The organism is Actinomadura sp. WMMB 499 (assembly GCF_008824145.1).
Classification (GTDB): Bacteria; Actinomycetota; Actinomycetes; order Streptosporangiales; family Streptosporangiaceae; genus Spirillospora.
Genome location: NZ_CP044407.1, coordinates 2106661 through 2125836, shown reverse-complemented (window position 1 = coordinate 2125836; position 19176 = coordinate 2106661). Strand labels below are relative to the sequence as shown.

The following is a 19176-nucleotide window of genomic DNA, read 5'->3' as shown; positions in this document are numbered from 1 at the left end:
CAGCGCGCCCACCCATTCGACCGAAAGTGATCCATCGATGCTGAAACCCCGCCCCACCGCCACCCGCGAACTGGTGAACCTCGACGGGCTCTGGCGCTTCGCCGTCGACACGCGCGCAGGGGAGCGGCCGTGGACCGGGCCGCTCGGCACGCGGCTCGAAGCGGCCGTCCCGGCGAGCTACAACGACCTGTTCACCGACCCCGCCGTCCGCGACCACGTCGGCTGGGTCTGGTACCAGCGCCGCGTGCGCGTTCCGCGCGGGTGGGCCGGGGAACGCGTCGTCCTGCGGCTCGACGCCGCCACCCACGCGGGCCGGGTCTACATCGACGACTCCCTGGCCGCCGAGCACGTCGGCGGCTACACGCCCTTCGAAGCCGACATCACCGACCTGGTGAGCGCCGGGGGAGAGTTCCGGCTCACCATCGGCGTCAACAACGAGCTGACGAAGGAGACGATCCCGCCGGGCACGATCACCGTGTCACCGGACGGGCGGCGCGAGCAGAAGTACCTGCACGACTTCTACAACTACGCCGGCCTGGCCCGCTCGGTATGGCTGTACAGCGTCCCGCCGGTGCACGTCCGGGACGTCACGATCGTGACCGGTCTGGAGGGAGGCACCGGAACGGTCGGATACACGATCGAGACCAGTGCGGCCGCGTCCGTCCGGGTGCGCGCGCTCGACGCGGAAGGCACCGAGGTCGCCGCCGCCGACGGCGCGTCCGGCACGCTTCGCATCGAGGACGTGACGCCGTGGCGTCCCGGCGCGGCCTACCTGTACGAGCTGGTCGTCGAGCTGCTCGACGGCGACGCGGTCGTCGACGCCTACAGCGAACCGTTCGGCGTCCGGACGGTCGAGGTGCGGGGCACCGAGTTCCTCATCAACGGCGAGCCGTTCTATTTCACCGGGTTCGGCAAGCACGAGGACACGCCCGTGCGCGGCAAGGGCCACGACAACGCCTACCTGGTCCATGACTTCCAGCTCCTGGACTGGGTCGGCGCGAACTCGTTCCGCACCTCGCACTACCCCTACGCCGAGGAGGTGCTGGAGTTCGCCGACCGGCAGGGCATCGTCGTCATCGACGAGACCGCCGCCGTCGGTCTCAACCTGCTCGTGCAGAGCGGCCTGCAGGGCGCGGCGGCCCAGCGCACCTTCTCCCCGGAGAACATCGGGGACGCCGCCCGGGCGGCCCACGGCCAGCACATCCGCGAGCTCGTCGCCCGCGACAAGAACCATCCGAGCGTCGTGATGTGGAGCATCGCCAACGAGCCCGCGTCCAACGAGGAGGGGGCGCGCGAGTACTTCGAGCCGCTCGTCGAACTCACCCGCAAGCTCGATCCGACCCGTCCGGTGACCTACACCGCCGTCCTGTTCGCCACCCACGAGAACGACCTCATCGCCGACCTCTTCGACGTCATCAGCGTCAACCGCTACTACGGCTGGTACGTCGCCACCGGGGACCTGGAGACCGCCGAGGCGTACCTCGAACTCGACCTCGCCGGCTGGGCACAGAAATTCGGCAAGCCCATCATGCTGGGCGAGTACGGAGCCGACACCATGGCCGGGCAGCACTCGGTATGGGACACCCCGTGGACCGAGGAGTACCAGAGCGCGCTGCTCGACATGCACCACCGCGTCTTCGACAAGATCGACGCGTTCGTCGGCGAGCACGTGTGGAACTTCGCCGACTTCCAGACCGCGCACGGCATCCACCGGGTGGACGGCAACAAGAAGGGCGTGTTCACCCGCGACCGGCGCCCCAAGGCCGCGGCCCGCACACTGCGGGAGCGCTGGAAGACCATCGACGGGCGCAAGCCGGCGCGGGATTGACGGACGGAGACGACCACCATGCTCGCACCCCTCACGGGAGACGACGCCCGGACGGCCGACAGGGTCGGCGGCCTGCTGCGCACCCCGGGACGCCTGGCCGTGGCGTTCTCCGGCGGCGTGGACTCGTCCGTCCTACTGGCGCTCGCCGTGCGGGAACTGGGCGCCGCCGAGGTGGTCGCGGTGCTCGGCGTCTCGCCCAGCCTGGCCGGCGACGAACGGGCGGCGGCGCACCGCGTCGCCGCCCGGATCGGCGCGCGGGTGGTGGAGGTCACCACCCATGAGGGTGACCTGCCCGCCTACCGCGCCAACGGTCCCGACCGCTGCTACCACTGCAAGAACGAGCTGTTCGCGCGCATCTCCACCGAGGTCGCCGCGGCCCACGGCGTCACCGCGGTGGCCTATGGAGAGAACGCCGACGACGTCCTGCGCCCCGACCGGCCCGGCGCCCGCGCGGCCCGGGACCACCGGGTGCTGCGTCCGCTGGCCGACGCGGGACTGGACAAGGCGGCCGTCCGGCGGCTCGCCGCCGCGTTCGGCCTGCAGTGCGCCGACAAGCCCGCCGCGCCCTGCCTGGCCTCGCGCGTCCCGCATTTCTCGGAGGTCACCCCGGCGAAACTGAAGCAGATCGAGCGGGCCGAGGCCGCGCTGCGGCGGCTCGGCTTCGACGAATGCAGGGTCCGCCACCACGGCGAGACCGCGCGGATCGAGGTGCCCGTAGCGCAGCTCGGACGGCTGGCGGGCGAGCTTCGCGAGCGGGTCCTCGCCGCCGTGCGGGAGGCCGGTTTCCGCATGGTCGCCGTCGACTTGGCCGGCATCCAGTCGGGAGCCTTCACGCTGCCGCTGGTCGAGGTGCGGCGTGGGTGAACCGTGGCGTCCACCCGAGTCGTTCGCCCGGCTGGAGCATCACCTCGACCACGACCGGGTCGCGCGCCGGGGCTACCCGGAGGCGGTGTACTGCGAAGGGAAGTCCGCGGACCAGGTGCGCGCCATCGCCGCCGCGCTCGGTGACCGCGGGGACGCGGTGGCGCTGTTCACCCGCGCGGCTCCCGAGCACGCCCGGGCGGTGCTGGACGAACTGCCCGAGGCGCGCCACGATCCGGACGCGCGGCTGCTGGCCTGGCCCGCCGTCCCGCCCGAGCCCTCCGGCGGACGGGTCGTCGTCCTCGCCGCGGGCACCTCCGACCTGCCGGTGGCACGCGAGGCCGAGCTCACCGCCCGGTACCTCGGCCGCCCGTGCGAGCTGTTCGCGGACGTCGGCGTGGCGGGGCTGCACCGCGTCCTCGGCCTGCTGGACCCGCTGCGCTCCGCCCGCGCCGTGGTGGTCGCGGCGGGCATGGACGGCGCGCTGCCGAGCGTCGTCGCGGGTCTCGTCCCCGCCCCGGTGGTGGCCGTCCCGACGTCCGTCGGTTACGGCGCGGCCTTCGGCGGCGTGGCGCCCCTGCTGTCGATGCTCAACGCCTGCGCCCCCGGGGTGGCCGTGGTCAACATCGACAACGGCTTCGGCGCGGGCCATCTGGCCGCGCAGATCGCGGCGCCCTGACTCGGGCGCGCGACCGGTTCAGGCGGGCGGGGCCTCCGCCAGGGCGGAGGGTACCGCGGCGCCGGGGGCCAGACCGGTCGCGTGCGCGGCCGCCGCCGCGGCGTCCAGGACCTCACGTACCGGCAGGTCGAGCCGGGCCGCCAGCGCGGCCGCGTGCTCGAACTCCGGGACGGCCTGGACGATGCGGCCGTCCCGGCAGCCGACCTTGACCGGGAGGCGGGTTCCGAGCACGTCGACCTGAGCCCAGCCTCTCCTCAGCGCGGTCTTGCGGACGGGACGCTCGCGCACGCCCAGGGTGCTCGTCAGCCGGAACATGCCCGCGCGCAGCACCTCTGCCCGTCCGGGCGGTGACAGGACGCACAGGGTGTGCGCCGGACGGCCCTTCTTCATCAGGATCGGGACGAGCCAGGCGTCGGACGCGCCGGCGTTCAGCAGCGCGGTCAGGACGCTCGGCCACACCCGCGGGTCGAGGTCGTCGACGTTGGCCTCCAGCACCACGGCGTCCTCGGCCGTGCTCCGTTCCGCGGCAGCGGTGCCGAGGAGCACGCGCACGACGTTGGGCCTGCCCGGCACGTCCCGTTCGCCCGCACCGACGCCGGTCGCCTCCAGGCGCATGTGCGGCAGGGGACGGCACGCGTGGGCCAGGGCGGTCACCAGAGCCATGCCGGTCGGGGTGGCGAGCTCGCCCTCGCCGCCGGCGAAGACGTCCCACCCCGCGGCGAGTTCGGCCACGGCCGGAACCGGGACCGGCAGTTCCCCGTGGGCGGTCACGACCCGCCCCGAACCGACGGCCACCGGGCTCGCGGTCGGCTCGGTCACCCGCAGGTCGTGCAGTGCCGCGCAGACGCCGACGACGTCGGCGATCGAGTCCCACGCTCCGACCTCGTGGAAGTGGACGTCGTCCACGCCGACGCCGTGGACGCGGGCCTCGGCACCGGCGAGGCGGGCGAACACGGCCAGCGCGCCGTCCCGCACCGCTTCGTGCAGTGCCGCGCCCGTCAGGAGAGTACGCACGTCGCGCCATGTCCGGTGGACGCGGTCGCGGCGCTCGGGACTCACCCGCACCGAGGTCGCGCGGATGCCGGCGCGCAGCACCTCCGCTGTGGTCACGGAGACCTCGCCGGGGACGACCGCGTCCACGGCGGCGCGCACGCCGGGCAGGGACGCGCCCGCGTCGAGCAGTGCCGCCAGGAGCATGTCACCGGCCACGCCGCAGGACGCGTCGATCCAGGCGGTGCGGTTCATCGCGCGCTCACCGCAGCCGGTAGAGGACCTCGCCGGCCTGCGGCACGACGAGGGTGCCGGGGTCGGCGGCGAGCGCGTCGAGGTCGACCTCGGCCGGGTCGAGGTGGTTCAGGTTCGCCCGGCGGACGATGTCCGCGGGGATGCCGGTGGCCAGGGTGACCGTCACGCGGCAGCGCTCGCCGCGCACGGGATCGTAGGTGCCCGCGCCGCGCAGGTGGGTGGAGTGGGCCAGGACACCCCAGTGCAGGTGCTCGAAGCGGTCCCACTGTTTCGTGAAGTAGTCGCGGCAGTGGTAGCCGATCTCCTCGATCTCCGGGTGCATCGCGGAGATCGTCGTGACGTGCGGGGCGTAGAGGATCACCTCGCCGCCGTCGGCGACGACCGGTTCCAGCTTGTAGAAGCCCTTGGCGGCCGTCCACATGTCGTCGTACTTCTCCGGGATCAGCGACACCACCCGCTCGACCGGCGCGTCCAGGTACCTCACGTGGGCCTCGGACGAGACCTCGGCCGCGGCGGCCCACGCCTCCTCCGGCGCCCCGAACGCCATCGAGTGCAGGTCGTTCGAGCCGGAGCGGACCACGACGCACAGGGCCAGCCGCCGCGCGGGGACCAGCGCGGCCGCCTCGTCGATGAGCGCCCGGACCGGGGTGATCCCGCGCGTCCCGATGATCTCCGCGCTGGTGATGAGCGCGCCCAGCCAGTGCGACAGATCGATGATCTCCGCTCCGGCGACCCCGGGGAAGAAGTACTTGTTGCCGCCGGAGAACCCGACCACCTCGTGCGGGAACACCGGCCCGATCACCAGGGCGACGTCGTGCTCGACGACCGCCCGGTTGAGCCGGACGTCCACCTCCCGGCGCAGCAGCCCGCCGGACAGCTCGCCCACCCGGTCGGCGCCGATCGTCCCGATCGACGCGAACGTCGACGGCTCCCACCAGGCGTGGTTGAGCACCGTCATGCCCGGCAGGTCCGGGACGTGCCTCGCCAGCTCGACCTCGCCCATCGGAGCGTGCGTTCCCAGCGCGACCAGCACGGTCAGTCGGCTCACCCTGCCGTGCAGGGCCTCGTGCACGGCCGACACCAGCAGCGGCAGCGGGCAACTGCGGGTCCCGTCCGGGACGATCAGGCAGACGCTGCGGCCGTCGAGGTCCTCGGCGCCCAGCCGGTCGGCGATGAAGGCACGGATCCGCTGCTCGGTCAGGCTCGTCCGGGCATCTCCGATATGTCGCGCCATGTCGCAAGGTGAACATGGTCGTCGTCGGACGGACAAGTTCGTCCGGCAACTGGTGGCAACCGATTGCTACGAATGTCGGCCGGAGGTCAGCATGCGATCATGCCGCCGTTTCCCCATCCCGACCGGCTCCTGCCCGCCGACCCTCGGGTGCGCGCCGTCGCCCGCCGGCTCTACCAGGCGGTCCGGGAACTGCCCATCCTGTCGCCGCACGGCCATGTCGACGCCCGGCTGCTGGTCGACGACGCACCGTTCGGCGACCCGGCGAGCCTTCTGGTCTCCCCGGACCACTACGTCACGCGGCTGCTGCACGCCGACGGCGTCCCGCTGAGCGAACTCGGAGCAGGGCAGGGGACACCGGACGGACCGGAGCCGCGGAACGTGTGGCGGCGGCTGTGCGAGCACTGGTCGGTCTTCCGCGGCACCCCGGTCCGCTACTGGATGGAATGCGAGCTCGCCGAGATCTTCGGCATCGCCGAACCCCTGTCATCGGCGACGGCCGACGCCGTCTACGACAGGATCGCCGAACAGCTGGCGTCCCCGGCCTTCCGCCCGCGGGCCCTCTTCCGGCGCTTCGGCATCGAGGTGCTGGCCACCACCGACGACCCCTGCGACGATCTCGCGGCACACCGCGCATTGGCGGACGACCCGACCTGGGAGGCGCGGGTCGTCCCCACCTTTCGCCCCGACCGCTACCTGGAACCGGGCCGGGAGGACTGGCCGAAGGCGGTGGCCCGCCTCGGCGAGGTCTCCGGCATCGACACCACCGGCTACGAGGGCTACATCGCGGCGCTGGAAGCACGGCGCCGCCACTTCAAGGAGCACGGCGCGACCTCCGCCGACCACAGTCACGCCGATCCGCGCACCGACCCGCTGGAACAGGCCGAGGCCGCGCGCATCTACCGCGACGCCCTCGCGGGCCGGGCGACCGAGGCCGAGACCACCGCGTTCCGCCGCCACATGCTCATGGAGATGGCCCGCATGTCCTGCGACGACGGCCTGGTCATGACCTTGCACCCGGCGGTACGGCGCAACCACCACACCCCCACCCTGCGCCGGCACGGGCCCGACACCGGCCACGACGTCCCGCTGCGCGTCGAGTTCACCGACGCTCTTCGCCCCCTGCTGGAGCGCTACGGAACCGCCCAAGGCTTCCAGATCGTCCTGTTCACCCTCGACGAGAGCGTCTTCTCCCGCGAGATCGCCCCGCTGGCCGGGTTCTACCCATCGGTCTACGCGGGCGCGCCCTGGTGGTTCCTCGACGCCCCCGACGCCGTCCGCCGGTTCCGCCGCGCGGTCACCGAGACCGCCGGTTTCTCCCGCACCTCCGGATTCGTCGACGACACCCGCGCCTTCTGCTCCATCCCGGCCAGGCACGACATGTCGCGCCGGCTGGACTGCGGCTTCCTCGCCGAACTGGTCGCCGAACACAGGCTGGACGAGGACGAGGCCGTCGAGGTCGCGGTGGAACTGGTCACTGTCAACCCGCGCAAGGCGTTCAAACTGTGACCCGCCCGCTGAACCGCGCGGCACTCGGCCGCCCGGCGGCTCCGGTGCGCATCCTTCACCTCGGGCTGGGCGGCTTCTTCCGCGCCCACCAGGCCTGGTACACCGCCCACGCCCCGGACGCCGCAGACTGGGGCATCGCCGCCTTCACCGGGCGCAACACCGAGATCCCCACGCGGCTGACGGCCCAGGACGGCCTCTACACCCTGGTGACACGAACCCCCGAGAGCGACCGCCGCGAGGTGATCCACTCGCTCTCGGCGGCGCACGCCGGAGCCGATCACGCGGCGTGGCTCGACTACTGGCGGCGGCCCGAACTCGCGGTGGTCACCCTGACGGTCACCGAGGCGGGCTACACCCGCGCCCGCGCAGGCGGGCTGGACACCGCACTGCCGCAGGTCCGCGCCGACATCGAAGCCCTGCACGGCGACGCCGAAGCCCCTGTCGGCACCGCGGCGGCCAGGCTCTTGGCCGGACTGGCCGCGCGGCGGCGCGCCGGGAGCGGACCGGTCGCGATCGTCCCCTGCGACAACCTGCCGGACAACGGCCCCGCGACCGCCCGGATGCTCCGCGAACTGGCCGGCGAACTCGGACGTCCGTCCTGGCACGCCGCCGCCGCGCACGCCTCGTACGTCACCACCATGGTCGACCGGATCACCCCGTGGTCGACGCCCGAGGACGCCGCCACCGGCTGGACCGACGCCGCCCCGGTCGTCACCGAGCCGTTCACCGAATGGGTGCTCGGCGGCGCGTTCCCGGCCGGACGGCCCGCGTGGGAGGAGGCGGGCGCCCGGTTCGTCTCCGACGTCGCCCCGTACGAGCAGCGCAAGCTCCGGCTGCTCAACGGCGCTCACTCCCTGCTCGCCTACGCCGCACCCCTGCGCGGCCACGCCACCGTCGCCGAGGCCGTCGCCGACCCGCTGTGCCGTGCCTGGCTGGTCGACTGGTGGCAAGAAGCCGGCAAGCACCTGAACTTCCCCGCCCGGGACCTGGCGGACTACCGGGCCGCGCTTCTGGAGCGGTTCGCCAACCCGAGGATCCGCCACGCCCTCGCCAAGATCGCCGAAGACGGCTCCCAGAAACTGCCCGTCCGCGTCCTGCCGATCCTCCGAGCGGAGCGTGCACGTGGGAGCCTGCCGGGCGGAGCCGTCCGCGTGATCGCCGCCTGGCTGCTCCACCTGCGCGGGGACGGCGTCCCCGTGAACGACGCCGCGGCCCCCGCGCGTCCGGCTCTCTTCAGGACACGGCCCGCTCGGTACTGGCCTCCCTCGATCCGGGGCTCGCCCAGGACGGCGAACTGATCGCTGCCGTCACCACGGCCGCGGGAAGCCTGGTGCCGTCGGCCACCCTGAGCGAACGGTGTTCCTGACGGGACGGACAGCCGTCAGGTGCGACGGTGCGCGGTGCCGTTGACAGGCATGCCACCTGGCGCCGGGGCACGCCGTGCGGACCGCCGGAGAGTCCGACGAGCACCTGGCCGACCTCACCTGCGCTGACTTCCTCCCTCCCGCTTTTCGAGAATGTTGTTCTTGACTAGAGCAATGGGTGTGCTTAACACTTGTTCAGCAGACCGGAGTGCGTTGAAGCACCCTTGGTCTTCACCTGCCGCTCACGCCCTCCGTGCGACCGGTCGACATCCGCGAACGCCGTGCCCTGGAAGACCCGGTGCCGTTCGGGCACCACCCTGGAGGTCCGTAGAAGTGAACACCGCCGACGACCTGTACTGGGACCCCTACGACGCGGCGCTGGCCCGCGACCCGTACCCGATCTTCAACCGCATGCGCGAGGAATCGCCGCTGTACTACAACGAGAAGCACGACTTCTACGCGGTCGGCCGCTTCGACGACGTCCAGAAGGGGCTGGCGGACTGGCGGACGTTCTCCTCCGCGCGCGGCGACATCCTGGAGATCATCCAGGCGAACGTCGAGATCCCTCCGGGCACCCTGATCTTCGAGGACCCGCCCGTCCACGACATCCGCCGCAAGCTGCTGGCGCGCGTGTTCACCCCGCGCCGCATCGCCGAGCTGGAGCCGAAGGTGCGCGCCTACTGCCGGCGGGCCCTGGCCCCCGTGGCCGACGCCGAGCGGTTCGACCTCGTGGAGACCGTCGGCCTGGAGATGCCGATGCGCGTGATCGGCATGCTCCTGGGGATTCCCGAGGCCGACCAGGTCGCCATCCGCGAGCAGACCGACGCCCGGCTGGAGACCGGGGACGGCGAGAAGATGGACGCCGCGGGGATCCTGCAGACGGGCGCGTTCGGTGACTACATCCAGTGGCGCAAGGAGCACCCGTCCGACGACCTCATGACCGATCTGCTCAACGCCGAGTTCGAGGACGAGCACGGCGTGCACAGGACCCTCACCGACGAGGAGATCGTCACCTACTGCACGGTCGTCGCCGGTGCGGGCAACGAGACGACCGGCAGGCTCATCGGCTGGTTCGGCGCCCTGATGGCGCGCTTCCCCGAGCAGCGCCGGGAGCTGGTGGCCGACCCGTCCCTCATCCCCAACGCCATCGAGGAGATCCTGAGGTTCGAGCCGACCGGCCACTTCACCGGCCGCTACGTCAACCGCGACGTGGAGCTCCACGGCCGGACCGTCCCGCGGGGCAGCGCCATCCTGTTCATCCAGGCCGCCGCCAACCGCGACCCGCGGCGCTTCGAGGACCCGGACCGGTTCGACATCCACCGCGTCGCCCAGCAGCTGACGTTCGGCATCGGCGCCCACTACTGCCTGGGCGCCGCGCTGGCCCGGCTGGAGGGGCGCATCGCCGCCGAGGAGATCCTGCGGAACTTCCCCGACTGGGACGTCGACTGGGACGCGGCCGAACTCGCCCAGACCTCGACCGTCCGGGGCTGGAAGACCCTCCCCCTGCTCATCGGCTGAGACCCGACCGCCACGACGACGGAAAGAGCTTGTGATGACCGATCGCTGGAAGGCCGAGGTCGATCGGCACGTCTGCGTCCGCACGGGCCTGTGCGCGGCGACCGCGCCGGGAGAGTTCGGCCTGGACGAACGCGGCCAGGGCCGCGCGGTGACCGAGACCCTACCGGCCACCGACGAGGTGCTGGAGATCGCCGAGTCCTGCCCGGTCGAGGCCATCAGCCTCACCGACCCCGCCACCGGCGGCCGGATCTTCCCACCCGAAGCCTGACCGGGCGCCCCGCTTCGCTCCGCCGTCGCGGGGCGCCTCAGCGGACCGTGCTCACCGCGAAGGGCGGATGCCGAGCAGCGGGCCCATGACGTTGACCGCGTGGACGCGTGCCATGTCCTTCGCGCGCACGTCGCCGAGGCGGGAGCGCCGGGGGATTCCGGCCGCGCCGGTGATGACGACCGCCTTGCCGGGGAGTCTCCCGGTCACGGGCGCCGCCTCGGGCGGCGCCGTGCGGTCGGCAGCGGGACGGGCGGGACGCCGGGGACGACGGTGTTGGTGAGGGTGCCGAGGCCCTCCACCGTGAGGCTGACGGTGTCGCCGGGCTTCAGCGGCGGCGGGGTCCGCTCGCCTCGCAGTCCCCAGAGTTCGGCGAGGCATCCGCCGTTGCCGCAGGTTCCGGAGCCGAGGACGTCTCCGGGGACGACGCGGGTGCCGCGGGACGCGTAGGCGGCCATCTCCTCGAACGTCCAGCTCATGTTGGACAGCAGGTCCCTGCCGACGATCTCGCCGTTGATCCGGGCGGTCAGCGTGAGGCGGAGGAAGCCGTCGGTGTCGCGGTACGGCTCGAGTTCGTCGGCGGTGACCAGGTAGGGGCCGAGGCTGGTGGCGGTGTCCTTGCCCTTGCACGGGCCGAGGCCGACCTTCATCTCGGCGGACTGCAGGTCGCGGGCGGACCAGTCGTTGAAGACGGTGTAGCCGGCGATGTGCTCGCGGGCCCGTTCCGGCGTCAGGTCGCGGCCCTCGCGGCCGATCACGGCGCCGACTTCGAGTTCGAAGTCCAGGGCGGCCGAGCCGGGCGGCGCGGGCACCGGCTCGCCGGGGCCGTAGACGGCGTGCGGGTTGGTGAAGTAGAAGGTCGGAGCCGCGTACCACCGCTCGGGTACGCCCCCCGTCCCCTCCACCGAGCGCCGCACACCCTCGACGTGTTCCTCGAAGGTGACGAAGTCCCGCAGCGAGGCGGGCTGGAGGGGAGGCAGCAAACGCACCTGGGAGGCGTGCGGGCCGGCGGGCCCGTCGAGGGCCGCCGCGCCGGCGGCGAGCAGTCCCGGCCCGCCCGCGGTGTCCGAGAGGAGGGCCGTGAGCGAGGTGACGCCGGGCAGCGGGTGGAGAGCGCCCTCGTCCCCGACGACGGCGACGTGGCGGGTGCGGTGATGCTCGTAGGCGGCGAAACGCATGGTGCGGCTCCCGGTGCGGAGGGGGAGGGGGCGTGACGACCGAGGGGGCGGGACGGGCGCGGGTCGCCGCCCCTCGGAGGCGGACGGGGCGTGGTCAGACCGGCGGGGCGACGAAGACGCCGCGGTCGGGATCGTTGAAGGACTCCTTGGCGACGAGTTCGTTCATGGGGTTGGCGGTGCCCCACTGGTCGGTGACCTCGGGGTCGGAGAAGTCGTAGACGTGCGGGTGCCAGGTGTCCTCGTCCAGGCATTCCAGTTCGGTGGTGTACTCGACGGTGTTGCCGTGCGGGTCGAGGAAGTAGGTGAAGGTGTTGTCCCCGGCCATGTGCCGTCCGGGGCCCCAGATCTTCTTGAAGCCCGCCCGGATGACGCGACCGGAGCCGCGCATGTACTCGTCGATGCCGCGCATCTCGAACGAGACGTGGTGCAGGGAGGTGTGCGGTCCCTTCGCGAGTGCCATCGAGTGGTGCTGGTCGCTGATGCGCATGAAGTGCATGACCTCGCCCATGTGGGGCGAGCTGAGCGAGTCCGACAGGCGGAAGCCGAGGTGCCGCTCGTACCATTCGCGGCTCCGGTCGAGGTCCGGCGAGTTGAGGACGACGTGGCTCAGCCTGACCGGGACGGACTCCTTCTCCTCGATCCTGCGGTGCCGCCGTGCCTCGACGTCGGCGGAGACCTCGATCGTGCGGCCGTCGCAGTCGAAGAAGCGGAAGCCGTAGCCGCCGCCGGGGGTGGCGACCTCGCCGGGCCGCGAGATCGTCCGGACTCCCGCGGCGAGCAGCCGCTCGGCGAGTGCGTCGACGCCGGCCGGGTCCGCGGCGCCGTAGGAGACGAGGTCGAGACGCTTCTCGTCGGCCTTGCGCAACCTCACGACGTACTGCTCCGGGGAGCCCTCGGCGGCGAGGAAGGAGATGCCGGAGTCCTCGGCGACCTTGGTGAGGCCCCAGACGCCGGTGTAGAAGTCGAGTTGCCTGTCGTAGTCGGGCACGGCGAGGTCGACGTGCCGCAGGTGGGTGAGCGGGCGTGCGCTCATGGCGGTTTCCTCCTCAGGCGATCGCGAGGTCGAGCAGGGTCGTGGCGTTGGCTCCGCGGACGGCGTCGAAGTGGGCTCGGGGCAGCCCGGCGGCGCGCAGGGCGCCCACCGGGTCCTCGGCGCCCATGTCGAACGGGAAGTCCGAGCCGAGCAGGACGCGGTCGGGCCCGGCGGCCCGGACCAGTTCGCGCAGGACGTGCGGGTCGTGCACGAGGGAGTCGAAGTGCAGGCGCTTCAGGTAGCTGCTGGGCGGGTGGGCGCAGCCCTCGCCGGCGTCCGGGCGGGCCGACCAGGCGTGGTCGGCCCGGCCGATGTGGGTGGGCAGGTAGCCGCCGCCGTGCGCGGCGATCAGTTTCAGGCGGGGGTGCCGGTCCAGCACGCCGGAGAAGATGAGGTGCGACAGCGCGACGGCGTTCTCGGCGGGCTGGCCGACGGTGTTGGACAGGTACCACCGGTCCAGCCGCTCGTCGAGCGTGCAGCCGAAGGGGTGGAGGAACACGACCGCGCCGGACTCCTCGGCTCGGGTCCAGAAGGGTTCGTAGGCGGTGTCGGACAGTTCGCGTCCCGGGGCGTGGCTGGAGATCTCCACCCCGGCCAGGCCCCGCTCCAGCGCGTCGTCCAGGGCGGGCACCGCGAGCCGCGGATGCTGGAGCGGTACGAGCCCGAGCCCGCGCAGCCGTCCGGGGGCGGCGGAGCAGTGCGCGGCCGTCGCCTCGTTGGCGAGCCGGCACAGCTTCCCGGCCGTCTCCTCGCCGGTCCAGTAGTGGTAGTGCGAGGGGGAGGGGCTCACCAGCTGGACGTCCACGCCTTGGGCGTCCATCGAGGCCAGGCGCACGGCGACGTCGGTCAGCCTCGGGAGGCGCTCGCGGACCATGGGGCCGCTGACGGCGAGTGCCCGGGGGCCGTTGCGCCGGGCGTCCAGTTCCCTGGCGGCGTCGTGGCCGGGCAGGCCGGCCACGAGCGCCTCGACCTCGGGGAGCAGGACGTGCGCGTGGACGTCCACGGTCGGTGCGGTCACGGCAGTTCCCGGAGCATCGTCATGGTGCGGGCCATCAGCCCCGGCACGTCCGCGTCGCGGACGCTGTCGAGCTGCCACTGCCCGATCTGCACGGACGCCTCGACGACGGGACGGACGCGCTCGATCCGCCTCTCGTAGTACGCCTGGAACAGCGCGTCGTCCCACGTGGTGCTCTCGGTCAGCATCCGCGCGAGCACCCACGCGTCCTCCAGGGACAGGGCGGCCCCCTGCGCGAGCGTGGGCGGGCAGCAGTGGGCGGCGTCGCCGATCAGCACGACCCGGCCGCGGTGCCAGGCCCCCTCGACGAGCAGCCGGTCGAACCGGGTGTGGTTGACCCGCGCCGGGTCGGTGATGTGCTCGGTGATCTCCGGCCAGAAGCCCCCGTAGGCGGAGGCGAGGCGGCGCATCTCGTCCGCGCGGGTCTCCGGCGGGATGGACGACCGGTCGCGGTCGGCCTCGACGACGTAGGCGTACAGGGTGGTGTCGCTGGTGGGGCAGTAGCCCGCGATGTAGGCGGGGCCGCCGTAGGCGAGGTCGGTGCGGGACACGCCGTCCGGGCGCGGGGCGGCGACACGCCAGATGGCCATGCCGGTGGGTTCGGGCTTGGTGGTGACGCCGATGGCCGCGCGGGTGGTGGAGCCGAGGCCGTCGGCGGCGACCACCAGGTCGTAGCGGCCCTCCGTGCCGTCGGAGAACCGGACCGAGACGCCGTCCGCGTCCTGCCGGAAGGACTCGGCGGTGGTGCCGAGGCGGACGGAGGCGCCGCCGGCGCGCACGGCGTCGATCAGGATCCGCTGCAACCGGGGGCGCTGCATGCCGACCGTGGCGGGCAGGTCGTCACCGCCGGTGCGCAGGTCGTGCTGGACGTGCAGGACGGTGCCGTCGGGGGCCGTGATGCCGACGGAGCCGAAGCCGAACCCGGACGCCTCGACCCGCTCCCAGACGCCGAGTTCGCGCAGGACGCGCAGAGCGTTGCCCTGGAGGGTGATGCCGGAGCCCGCGGTGGCGTTCCAGTCGGCCTTGGCCTCGACCAGGTCCACCGCGAATCCGGCCCGGTCCAGCAGGATCGTCGCGGCGTTGCCGGCGGCGCCGCCGCCGATCACCAGGACGGTACGGGCTGTGCTCATGGGGACTCCTTCGTTCCGCCGGTCACTTGACGGCGATCGGGTTGACGGGCGAGCCGACCGCGCCGGTGATGGGCAGGGGAGCGGCGGTGAGCCAGAAGTCGTGGCGGCCGTCGGACGCGCAGTCGTCCGCGAGCGCGTCGAGGTCCCACATCTCGCCGATCAGCAGCCCGATGTGGGGGATGGCGACCTGGTGCAGGGGCTGGAAGGCGTCGTCGAACTCGTTGGGGCGGACCTCGAAGCCCCAGGTGTCGGTGGCGATCGCGGCGATCCCGGTGCGGTGCAGCCAGCCGGCGGTGGTGAAGGACAGGCCGGGCGCGGGGCCGCCCGCGTAGTCGCCCCAGCCGTCGCGGCGGACCCGGGACAGTTGCCCGGTGCGGACGAGCACCATGTCGCCGCGGCCGACGGCCGTCCCGTGGGCCTCGATGGTCGCGGCCAGGTGCTCCTCGGTGATCGCGAACCCGTCGGGCAGTTCGCCGCCGGTCCCGAGCGTCCGGCCGACGTCGAGCAGCACGCCGCGTCCGGCGACGTGCGGGGCCATGTGCTCGATGCCGGTGACCTGGTCGCCGTCGGAGGTGACGACCTGCTCGGCGGGGCGGCCGTTCCACGCCTTGCCGTGGTCGAAGATGTGCCCGAGCCCGTCCCACTGGGTCGAGCACTGCAACGGCATGGCGATCACGTCGTCGGCGCCGCCGATGCCGTGCGGCAGCCCCTGGTTCCCGAGGGCGGCGTCGGTACCGGTGTCGAGCATGGTGTGGACCGGGTTGGTGCGCCGCCGCCAGCCCTTCTGCGGGCCGTTGATGTCGAAGCGCAGGGAGAGCGAGAAGGCGGCGCCGCGCCGGACGAGGGCGGCGCCCTCGCGGCGCTTGGCCTCGTCGAGGAGATTGAGGGTGCCGAGGACGTCGTGCTCCCCCCAGCGGCCCCAGTTCGAGCAGGCTTCGGCGGCGCGGGCGATCGATCCTTCGGGATCGCGGCGGTCGAGGGTCACGACGAGACCTCCGCGACGCAGCGGGTGCGCTGGGCGCCGAGCCCGGTGATGGAGCCGTCCATGACGTCGCCGTCGCGCAGCAGCCGGCCCCAGTGCATGCCGTTTCCGGCGGGGGAGCCGGTGAGGACGAGATCGCCGGGCAGGAGCCGGGCGGTCCGCGAGGCGAACGCGACCATCCTGGCGACATCGAAGATCATGTCCTTGGTGGACTCGTCCTGCATGACCTCGCCGTTGAGCTTCAGTGTCACCCGGAGGTCGTCCGGGTCCGCGATCGACGCGGCCGGCACGATCCACGGCCCGAGCGGAGTGAACCCGGGGGCGTTCTTGCTGCGCAGCCAGTCGGTGCCGATCTGCGGCATGTCCCTGCGGAAGACGGTGGCGCGGTCGGTCAGGTCGTTGGCGATCGTGTACCCGGCGACGTACTCCAGCGCGTGCTCGACCGGCACCCGATGGGCCGTCCGGCCGATCACGGCCGCCAGCTCCAGCTCCCAGTCCGGCTTCTCCGCCCACGCGGGCAGCACGACGTCGTCGTAGGGGCCCGTGATGGCGCTCGGCAGCCCGATGAAGACGTACGGCAGATCCTCCGCCGCCCGCCGGTCCATGATCTCCGCCGCCTCGGCGCGCCGCGCCTCCGCCGGCCGGTCGTCGGCGGGGTCGCCGTGGGCGACGTGCAGGTCGATGACGTGCTGCCGGTAGTTGGCTCCCGATTGGAACACCTGGCGCGGATCCACCGGGGCGTGCACCCGCAAGCCCGCCAGGGGCCCGCGCTCCGCACCGCCGTCCGCGCCGTCGTCCCGCGAGAGCGCGGCGAGGCGCGGCGCGGCGGTCTCCCAGACGTCCAGGAGTCCGCGGACGGTCAACCGCGCGTCGCCGAAGGCGGCCCGGAGGTCGAGCACCCGGGCGTCCGGCGTGACGAGGGCGGGGAAGGGCGGCCCGTCCGGGGCCGAGAGCGTGGCGAGGGCGAAGGGGCCGGCGAAGAGCGCGGGTGCGGGGCCAGGTTTCACGGACATGTCCTCCTGATTGCGGTGGGACTAATCTGGACCCGGCACCCGCGATCAGGGAAATCGATTATGTGAATGATCGCCATCCATGACATCTATCCGCCCCTGGTCGGAGCCGTACCGCAAGGGGAAGTCCCGTGAATTTGGCCCGCCTCGATCTCAACCTCGTCGTCGCCCTGCGCGCCCTCCTGGAGGAACGCAACGTCACCCGTGCCGGGCAGCGGGTCGGGCTCAGCCAGCCGGCGATGAGCGCGTCCCTGGCCCGGCTGCGCCGCCACTTCGGCGACGACCTGCTCGCCCGGGTGGGCGGGCACTACGAGCTCACCGCCCTCGGCCAGGTCCTCCTCGACCGCACGTCCACCGCCTACGACGTGCTGGAACGCCTCTTCGCCAGCCAGGCGGACTTCGATCCGGCCAAGGAGAGCCGCGAGTTCCGGCTGATCGCCTCGGACTACGCCGTCGCCGTCTTCGGCGCCGAACTGGCCCGCGCGGTGCACGAGGAGGCCCCGGGCATCCGGTTCCGGTTCAGCCAGACCCCGACCACCGTCGTGGACGACACGGCCACCGTGCTGAGCGCCACCGACGGGCTGCTCATGCCGCACGGCGTCATCAGCGACTTCCCCGCCACCGAGCTGTACGACGACCGCTGGCTGTTCCTCGTCGCCGACGACCACCCGAGCATCGACGACCGGCTCACCCGGCACGACCTCGCCCGCCTGCCGTGGGTCATCTACCAGCGCACCTACGACGCCCCCGCCGTCCGCCAGCTGGGCATGCTCGGCATCGAGCCGCGCGTGGAGGTGTCGGTCGACAGCTTCCAGCTGCTGCCCCTGCTGGTGGCCGGCACCAGGCGCATCGCCCTGGTCCAGGCCCGCCTGGCCCGGCTCGTCGAACCGCTCGCCGCCGTCCGGGTGGTGGAGCCCCCTTACGAGGCGATCCCGCTGCGTGAGGCGCTGTGGTGGCACCCGGTCCACACCCACGACGCGGCCCACATCTGGCTGCGCGAGACGGCCGCGCGGGTCGGCAGGCGACTGGCGGACGCCCCCGGGACATGACGACCGGCGCACGTCCGGGCATGGCGGGGACACGGCGCCGTGTCCCCGCCGTAGCCGTCAAGCGAGTTCGATCCGCACGGGCATCGACGACCAGGCCCGCAGAGTGTTGTTGAGGTGACGCACGGGTTCGCCGGCCAGTCCGATGCGCCGGACCCGGCGCGCCAGGGCGGTCACGAGCGCCTCGGCCTCGAGGCGTGCGACGTGCTGGCCGACGCACTGGTGGATGCCCATGCCGAAGCCGACATGGGCGGACGGATCGCGTGCCAGGTCGAACGCGTCGGGCGCCGTCCACCGGCGCGGGTCCCGGTTCGCGGCACCGAGGAACATCAGGACCTTCTTCCCGTCGGGGACGAGCGATCCGGCGATCGAAAGGTCGCCGGTCGCGGTCCGGAAGAAGGTCTGCACGGGGGATTCCCAGCGGACGGCCTCGTCGAAGGCGATACGGGCCAGGCCGGGGTCCCCGCGGAGCCGCTCCCACTGCGCGGGGTGAGCGGCGAAGGCGTAGATCATGGCGGCGAGGGCGTGGACGGTGGTGTCGACCCCGGCGGTCAGCAGGGAACGGACGATCAGCGGGGCCTGGGCGTGGGTGATGTCGCCGGCGTCCGCGGCGTCCCAGATCCGGGCGCCGAAACCGCCGGGCGTCAGCTTGTCGCGGGCACATTGGGCGTTGACCCAGGCCGACAGCTCGGCGACCCGCAGCGCCCCCTTGGCCACCAGGTCGTTGGGCGGGCCGAAGGCGTTGAAGGCGTGGTCGCCGTAGGGCAGCAGGTTCTCCCGCCCGTCCCGCCCGAGCCCGACCGCGTCGGGGAACACGCGCAGCGGAAAGGCCTGGGCGAGGGCGGTGACGGCGTCGAAGGACGGCTCGGCCGTGACCTGGTCGACCAGCTCCTCGGCGTTCGCCGACCAGGTTTCGCGGAGGCGGCGCAGCGAACGGGGACCGAGGATCCCGGACAGGACGGCGCGGGGCGCGTCGTGCAGCGGGGGGTCGGCCTCCAGGAGGAGGCTGGGGGGCCGCCACGGTTCCTCGTAGCGGAAGTTGGCCAGACCCACACCGGCGCCGGACTGCAGGGACTGCCAGTCGGTGAGGGCGGTGTGGACGTGCTCGTAGCGAGCGAGCGCGTAGACGTCGTAGCGCTCCAGATGGACCACGGGGCCGGCGTCCCGCAGCGCGGCCTGCATCGGCAGCGGATCCTGGAGGGCCTCCGGGGCGAACGGGTCGAGATCCAGGGAGACCGGGGCGGACGGAGTACCGGTGGGGTTCATCGCTTGCTCCTTGGCG

The 19176-nt window shown here is 72.8% G+C and carries 18 protein-coding genes; 8 read left to right on the top strand and 10 right to left on the bottom strand.

Features of this window, described 5'->3' with window-relative positions:
• Positions 1–37 precede the first annotated feature (37 nt).
• From uidA to larB, 3 genes are read left to right on the top strand one after another with little or no spacing between them, the layout of a single operon-like run.
• Positions 38–1828 carry a beta-glucuronidase gene (uidA, locus tag F7P10_RS09300; protein WP_151008976.1) on the top strand — a complete coding sequence of 597 codons (1791 nt, stop codon included), beginning with the start codon at positions 38–40 and terminating at the stop codon, positions 1826–1828.
• An 18-nt stretch (positions 1829–1846) separates the two neighbouring features.
• A complete protein-coding gene (gene larE, locus F7P10_RS09295) occupies positions 1847–2692 on the top strand; it encodes an ATP-dependent sacrificial sulfur transferase LarE (RefSeq protein WP_151008975.1) in 846 nt (281 codons plus the stop codon).
• On the top strand, positions 2685–3368 hold the full coding sequence (larB, locus tag F7P10_RS09290) for a nickel pincer cofactor biosynthesis protein LarB (protein ID WP_151008974.1): 684 nt from the start codon (positions 2685–2687) through the stop codon (positions 3366–3368). Before larE ends, larB begins: the two co-directional genes overlap by 8 nt.
• 18 nt (positions 3369–3386) lie before the next feature.
• Here larB and larC read toward each other — a convergent pair whose 3' ends face one another.
• Positions 3387–4613, bottom strand: a complete 1227-nt coding sequence (larC, locus tag F7P10_RS09285) for a nickel pincer cofactor biosynthesis protein LarC (RefSeq protein ID WP_151008973.1) — start codon at positions 4611–4613, stop codon at positions 3387–3389.
• Positions 4614–4620: 7 nt separating this feature from the next.
• Positions 4621–5847: a lactate racemase domain-containing protein gene (locus F7P10_RS09280; RefSeq protein ID WP_151008972.1), complete on the bottom strand. Its 1227-nt coding sequence runs from the start codon at positions 5845–5847 to the stop codon at positions 4621–4623.
• Between the two features lie 99 nt (positions 5848–5946).
• Here F7P10_RS09280 and uxaC point away from each other — a divergent pair, with 99 nt between their 5' ends.
• The 4 genes from uxaC to F7P10_RS09260 all read left to right on the top strand — a co-directional run bounded on the left by uxaC (position 5947) and on the right by F7P10_RS09260 (position 10503).
• The gene (uxaC, locus tag F7P10_RS09275; protein ID WP_176611368.1) at positions 5947–7353 is read left to right on the top strand and encodes a glucuronate isomerase; all 1407 of its coding nucleotides are present in this window, start codon (positions 5947–5949) and stop codon (positions 7351–7353) included.
• Positions 7350–8651, top strand: coding sequence for a mannitol dehydrogenase family protein (locus F7P10_RS09270; RefSeq protein WP_218040438.1), 1302 nt, complete (start codon positions 7350–7352; stop codon positions 8649–8651). The genes uxaC and F7P10_RS09270 overlap by 4 nt, the downstream gene beginning before the upstream one ends.
• Before the next feature lie 399 nt (positions 8652–9050).
• Positions 9051–10235, top strand: coding sequence for a cytochrome P450 (locus F7P10_RS09265; RefSeq protein ID WP_151008970.1), 1185 nt, complete (start codon positions 9051–9053; stop codon positions 10233–10235).
• A gap of 34 nt (positions 10236–10269) precedes the next feature.
• The gene (locus F7P10_RS09260) at positions 10270–10503 is read left to right on the top strand and encodes a ferredoxin (RefSeq protein ID WP_151008969.1); all 234 of its coding nucleotides are present in this window, start codon (positions 10270–10272) and stop codon (positions 10501–10503) included.
• A 51-nt stretch (positions 10504–10554) separates the two neighbouring features.
• Here F7P10_RS09260 and F7P10_RS43220 read toward each other — a convergent pair whose 3' ends face one another.
• The 7 genes from F7P10_RS43220 to F7P10_RS09230 form a co-directional block, all read right to left on the bottom strand.
• Positions 10555–10710 carry a hypothetical protein gene (locus F7P10_RS43220; protein WP_218040437.1) on the bottom strand — a complete coding sequence of 52 codons (156 nt, stop codon included), beginning with the start codon at positions 10708–10710 and terminating at the stop codon, positions 10555–10557.
• On the bottom strand, positions 10707–11678 hold the full coding sequence (locus F7P10_RS09255) for a fumarylacetoacetate hydrolase family protein (RefSeq protein ID WP_151008968.1): 972 nt from the start codon (positions 11676–11678) through the stop codon (positions 10707–10709). The genes F7P10_RS43220 and F7P10_RS09255 overlap by 4 nt, the downstream gene beginning before the upstream one ends.
• A 94-nt stretch (positions 11679–11772) precedes the next feature.
• Positions 11773–12711 carry a VOC family protein gene (locus F7P10_RS09250; RefSeq protein WP_151008967.1) on the bottom strand — a complete coding sequence of 313 codons (939 nt, stop codon included), beginning with the start codon at positions 12709–12711 and terminating at the stop codon, positions 11773–11775.
• A gap of 13 nt (positions 12712–12724) precedes the next feature.
• Positions 12725–13729, bottom strand: coding sequence for an amidohydrolase family protein (locus F7P10_RS09245; RefSeq protein WP_151008966.1), 1005 nt, complete (start codon positions 13727–13729; stop codon positions 12725–12727).
• On the bottom strand, positions 13726–14856 hold the full coding sequence (locus tag F7P10_RS09240) for an FAD-dependent oxidoreductase (protein WP_151008965.1): 1131 nt from the start codon (positions 14854–14856) through the stop codon (positions 13726–13728). Before F7P10_RS09240 ends, F7P10_RS09245 begins: the two co-directional genes overlap by 4 nt.
• Positions 14857–14878: 22 nt before the next feature.
• The gene (locus F7P10_RS09235) at positions 14879–15841 is read right to left on the bottom strand and encodes a cyclase family protein (RefSeq protein WP_151008964.1); all 963 of its coding nucleotides are present in this window, start codon (positions 15839–15841) and stop codon (positions 14879–14881) included.
• Positions 15838–16851 carry a fumarylacetoacetate hydrolase family protein gene (locus F7P10_RS09230; RefSeq protein WP_151008963.1) on the bottom strand — a complete coding sequence of 338 codons (1014 nt, stop codon included), beginning with the start codon at positions 16849–16851 and terminating at the stop codon, positions 15838–15840. Before F7P10_RS09230 ends, F7P10_RS09235 begins: the two co-directional genes overlap by 4 nt.
• Before the next feature lie 128 nt (positions 16852–16979).
• On the opposite strand from F7P10_RS09230, the gene F7P10_RS09225 reads away from it, so the two are divergent.
• Positions 16980–17897: a LysR family transcriptional regulator gene (locus tag F7P10_RS09225; protein WP_151008962.1), complete on the top strand. Its 918-nt coding sequence runs from the start codon at positions 16980–16982 to the stop codon at positions 17895–17897.
• Between the two features lie 57 nt (positions 17898–17954).
• Here F7P10_RS09225 and F7P10_RS09220 read toward each other — a convergent pair whose 3' ends face one another.
• Complete coding sequence (locus F7P10_RS09220; protein WP_151008961.1) at positions 17955–19160, bottom strand: cytochrome P450; 1206 nt, start codon at positions 19158–19160, stop codon at positions 17955–17957.
• Positions 19161–19176 lie beyond the last annotated feature (16 nt).

Coding starts and splice junctions, on each gene's coding strand:
- uxaC (WP_176611368.1), top strand. CDS start 5,947: ATGCCGCCGTTTCCCCATCCCGACCGGCTCCTGCCCGCCGACCCTCGG.
- larC (WP_151008973.1), bottom strand. CDS start 4,613: ATGAACCGCACCGCCTGGATCGACGCGTCCTGCGGCGTGGCCGGTGAC.
- larE (WP_151008975.1), top strand. CDS start 1,847: ATGCTCGCACCCCTCACGGGAGACGACGCCCGGACGGCCGACAGGGTC.
- F7P10_RS09250 (WP_151008967.1), bottom strand. CDS start 12,711: ATGAGCGCACGCCCGCTCACCCACCTGCGGCACGTCGACCTCGCCGTG.
- F7P10_RS09240 (WP_151008965.1), bottom strand. CDS start 14,856: ATGAGCACAGCCCGTACCGTCCTGGTGATCGGCGGCGGCGCCGCCGGC.
- uidA (WP_151008976.1), top strand. CDS start 38: ATGCTGAAACCCCGCCCCACCGCCACCCGCGAACTGGTGAACCTCGAC.
- F7P10_RS09280 (WP_151008972.1), bottom strand. CDS start 5,847: ATGGCGCGACATATCGGAGATGCCCGGACGAGCCTGACCGAGCAGCGG.
- F7P10_RS09255 (WP_151008968.1), bottom strand. CDS start 11,678: ATGCGTTTCGCCGCCTACGAGCATCACCGCACCCGCCACGTCGCCGTC.
- F7P10_RS09220 (WP_151008961.1), bottom strand. CDS start 19,160: ATGAACCCCACCGGTACTCCGTCCGCCCCGGTCTCCCTGGATCTCGAC.
- F7P10_RS09260 (WP_151008969.1), top strand. CDS start 10,270: ATGACCGATCGCTGGAAGGCCGAGGTCGATCGGCACGTCTGCGTCCGC.
- F7P10_RS09230 (WP_151008963.1), bottom strand. CDS start 16,851: ATGTCCGTGAAACCTGGCCCCGCACCCGCGCTCTTCGCCGGCCCCTTC.